The 3,420-nt window shown below is 64.6% G+C and carries 5 protein-coding genes and 2 pseudogenes; 6 read left to right on the plus strand and 1 reads right to left on the minus strand.

From position 1 onward, the window contains the following. The first annotated feature begins 153 nt into the window (after positions 1-153). The 6 genes and pseudogenes from WBQ44_RS15040 to WBQ44_RS15065 all read left to right on the plus strand — a co-directional run bounded on the left by WBQ44_RS15040 (position 154) and on the right by WBQ44_RS15065 (position 3,197). Entirely contained in the window at positions 154-672 is a 519-nt protein-coding gene (locus tag WBQ44_RS15040; protein ID WP_495567478.1) for an OsmC family protein, read from the plus strand. 25 nt (positions 673-697) lie between these two features. Then, positions 698-1,177: pseudogene (locus WBQ44_RS15045) on the plus strand (aminotransferase class I/II-fold pyridoxal phosphate-dependent enzyme); the annotation flags it as partial. A gap of 51 nt (positions 1,178-1,228) precedes the next feature. Further along, positions 1,229-1,816, plus strand: coding sequence for a PLP-dependent transferase (locus tag WBQ44_RS15050; protein ID WP_495567482.1), 588 nt, complete (start codon positions 1,229-1,231; stop codon positions 1,814-1,816). After that, positions 1,813-2,301, plus strand: coding sequence for a CoA-binding protein (locus WBQ44_RS15055; protein WP_495567479.1), 489 nt, complete (start codon positions 1,813-1,815; stop codon positions 2,299-2,301). The genes WBQ44_RS15050 and WBQ44_RS15055 overlap by 4 nt, the downstream gene beginning before the upstream one ends. Beyond that, a complete protein-coding gene (locus WBQ44_RS15060) occupies positions 2,298-2,735 on the plus strand; it encodes a DUF1810 domain-containing protein (protein ID WP_495567480.1) in 438 nt (145 codons plus the stop codon). Before WBQ44_RS15055 ends, WBQ44_RS15060 begins: the two co-directional genes overlap by 4 nt. Positions 2,736-2,744: 9 nt before the next feature. Then, positions 2,745-3,197 (plus strand): 6,7-dimethyl-8-ribityllumazine synthase, encoded by a 453-nt coding sequence (locus WBQ44_RS15065; protein ID WP_495567481.1) that lies wholly within the window; start codon positions 2,745-2,747, stop codon positions 3,195-3,197. On the opposite strand, the pseudogene WBQ44_RS15070 reads toward WBQ44_RS15065, so the two are convergent. Continuing rightward, positions 3,194-3,420 (minus strand): annotated as a pseudogene (locus WBQ44_RS15070) (GAF domain-containing protein); the annotation flags it as partial. The gene WBQ44_RS15065 and the pseudogene WBQ44_RS15070 overlap by 4 nt on opposite strands.

Consider the following 3,420-nt stretch of genomic DNA (forward strand, 5'->3'; position numbering starts at 1 on the left):
GTCGCTGCGTGACCGCGACCCATGTGACTGCCGCTCCCCGGCAGCTCGTTCGGCGGCGCACCATCGATTACGGCTTCGTATGCGCGTCCCGTTGTCGCCGGTCCTGATCGAAACCAATCAGGCCCAGCACAACACCCATACGAAGGGACACCCATGTCCACAGCATCGGCAACATCTCATCTCGGCGCCGTCACCTCGGCCACCAAGCAGGCCGTCGACGCCGATCCGGGGAATGCCCTGGCGGTTTTTCGGGCGTCTGCCGTCGCGCACGACGCGGTGGCCAGCACGGTCACCCTCGGTAAGTACTCCGTCGAGGTGGACGAGCCGCCCGCTCTCGGCGGGGAGAGCACCGCAGCCAATCCTGTTGAGTACTACCTCGCTTCGCTGCTGTCCTGCCAGGTGGTGACCTATCGCGTGTGGGCCGACAAGCTCGGCATCACTGTCGACGACATCACCGCACGGGCCGAAGGCGATCTCGACCTTCGTGGGTTCTTCGGCTTCGACGATAACGTCCGCGCCGGGTTCGGCGAAGTGCGCGTCGTCGTCAAGGTCACGGGCCCGGAGACACGGGAGCGCTACGAGGAATTGCAGAACGCGGTCGACGCACACTGCCCCGTTCTGGACTTGACGCGGAACCCGACGCCGGTACACACCACCCTCGAAACCGACTGACCGATGGGCGAGAGATCATTCGGATCCGTCGACAGGCGCACGCGCCGTGCCCATCTATCAAACGGCCGCTTATGTTTTCGAGGATTCGGCGGATGCGGGTGATTTGTTCGCGCTTCAGAAGTACGGCAACGTGTACAGCCGGATTGCGAACCCCACCGTTGCCGCCCTCGAAGAACGCATCGCGAGCCTCGAGGGCGGCATCGGGGCGGTAGCGTTCGCCAGCGGTCTCGCCGCACAATTCGCGGTGTTCGCCGCGCTCGCGGGAAGCGGCGACAACATCGTTGCAGCAGCAGGGTTGCACGGCGGCACCGTAACTCAGCTCGACGTCACGCTCAGGAGGTTCGGCGTCGACACCACATTCGTCGCGGGCACCGACCCGGCTGATTACGCGGCTGCGATCACGGACAAGACGAAGCTCGCGTTCGTCGAGGTCATCGGCAACCCGTCGGGCGACATCGCGGACCTGACGGGTCTTGCGGACGCGGCGCACAATCGCGGCATCCCGTTGGTCGTCGAATCGGGCCGGTTCGATTGGGGCAGCGGCAAATTCCCGCAGATGACGGATACTGTTGCCTCCTATGGCGGCTTGTCCTGGTGGGGCAATTTCGGCGAATACGGATTTCTGACGAAGTTGCGCAGCGAACAGCTGCGCGATATCGGCGGGTCGTTGCCCGCGCAGTCGGCGTTCACCTTGATTCAGGGGGTCGAGACGCTTCCGCAGCGCATGGACGCTCACGTCGCCTCGGCTCGGGCTGTTGCCGATTGGCTCGCCGCCGACCCACGAATCGACTACGTCGAGTGGGCGGGCCTGCCGACACATCCGCACCACGAGCGGGCGAAGCGGTATCTACCTGCCGGGCCGGGCGCGGTGTTCGCGTTCGGGATCGTCGGTGGCCGCGACGCGGGTAGGACGTTCGTCGACAGCGTGCAGATCGCGAGCCACGTCGCCAACATCGGTGATGTGCGTACCCTCGTGATCCATCCCGCGAGCACCACCCATCGGCAGCTGACCGACGCGCAACTCCATGACGCGGGTGTTCGCCCGGATCTCGTGCGCATCAGCGTCGGCCTCGAAGACGTCGACGACCTCCTGTGGGACCTGGACCAGGCTCTCACCGCGGCGACCGGAAAGGCGCGGGCATGACGACACGTACCTGGCAGGGCCCGTCGGCTCGGCAACGACAACGGATACTTCGCGAAACGACATCGGTCGCCATCGTCGGCGCGTCCAGGAATCCCTCTCGCGCAAGCTACTTCGTCAACCGGTATCTGGCATCGACGAGCCACTACGAGGTGTATCTCGTCAACCCCACCGTCACCGACATCGACGGCGCACGGGTGTATCCCACACTTGCCGACCTGCCGGTCGAGCCGGATCTCGTCGACGTCTTCTGCAAGCACGACGACCTACCGTCGGTGCTGCAGGAGGTCGTCGCGTCGAATGCGTCCACGCTGTGGCTTCAGCTCGGTCTGTGGCACGAGGACCTCGCACGGGATGCAGAGGAAGCCGGCCTTCAGGTGGTGATGGACCGCTGCCTGAAAATCGAGCATGCTCGGTTCCACGGTGGTCTGCACCTTGCGGGCTTCGATACCGGAGTGATCGATTCGAGGAGGTCCAGCGCCCTGTGACGGACGACGACGTGACCGATTACGACCTACAGAGGTTCATCGACGCGCAGGACCGGGTGTGGCCTGCGGCCCGCTCGGAGCTGAAGGCAGGCGAGAAGCGCACCCACTGGATGTGGTTCGTGTTTCCGCAACTCGCGGGCCTGGGGCACAGTCCGACGGCGCAGCATTTCGGCATCCGGGATCTGACCGAAGCGCAGCTGTACCTTTCGCACGAGATTCTGGGTCCGCGCCTGCAGCAGGCGGCCGGTCTGGTGAACAAGATCGAAGAGAAATCCGTCGCCGAGATCTTCGGATATCCGGACAACCTGAAACTGCATTCGTCCATGACACTGTTCGCCGAGGCTGCACCCGATGTCGCCGTGTTCGGCGACGTTCTGCGAAAGTACTTCGACGGCAGGCCCGACGAGAACACTCTCGACCTACTCGACCACTAACATCGAAGGATGAACAAGCCCATGCCCGCAGCCGTAGCGTTCGTTCAGGCCACCTGGCACCGTGAATTGGTCGACCGTGCGCGCCACGGTTTCGAGCAGGAGTACGGCGTCAGCGGCTCGGGCGGAGTGGTCGACACGTTCGAGGTTCCCGGCGCGTTCGAGATTCCGTTGCACGCGAAGCGGCTCGCACTGACGGGACGGTACTCGGCCATCGTTGCCGCGGCTCTCGTCGTCGACGGCGGGATCTACCGGCACGAGTTCGTCGAAACGGCCGTCATCGACGGGTTGATGCGGGTGCAGCTCGACACGGATGTGCCGGTGTTCTCCGTGGTGCTGACGCCCCATCATTTTCACGAGCACGCCGATCACATCAAGTTCTTCTCCGAGCACCTCGAGACCAAGGGCGTCGAGGCCGCCCGCGCGGTAGTACGCACGTTGGAGTCCCTCGACGCGATCGGCTAGTCCTGGTACATGTCGACGACGGCCAGGTGCTCGTTCAAGTCACCCGGGTACGACGAGATGCGCATCCGGGTCGGCAGCCAGGTGTCGTCGGCTGCCCTCGTGCGCACGGTGATGTGCTCGTGATCGTGCCCGGCCATCAGGCCCGAATGGGCGTCCGAGATCACTGCTCGGTCGTCCGGGTGGAACACGTCGTCGCCCGACGAGACATCGCGCCACTGCACCC

The sequence above is a fragment of the Rhodococcus sp. (in: high G+C Gram-positive bacteria) genome, from assembly GCF_049591685.1.
GTDB lineage: Bacteria > Actinomycetota > Actinomycetes > Mycobacteriales > Mycobacteriaceae > Rhodococcoides.

What these genes read in the sequence shown, in the direction of transcription:
- WBQ44_RS15055 (WP_495567479.1), top strand. Translation starts at nt 1,813, where the DNA reads ATGACGACACGTACCTGGCAGGGCCCGTCGGCTCGGCAACGACAACGG.
- WBQ44_RS15050 (WP_495567482.1), top strand. Translation starts at nt 1,229, where the DNA reads ATGACGGATACTGTTGCCTCCTATGGCGGCTTGTCCTGGTGGGGCAAT.
- WBQ44_RS15065 (WP_495567481.1), top strand. Translation starts at nt 2,745, where the DNA reads ATGAACAAGCCCATGCCCGCAGCCGTAGCGTTCGTTCAGGCCACCTGG.
- WBQ44_RS15040 (WP_495567478.1), top strand. Translation starts at nt 154, where the DNA reads ATGTCCACAGCATCGGCAACATCTCATCTCGGCGCCGTCACCTCGGCC.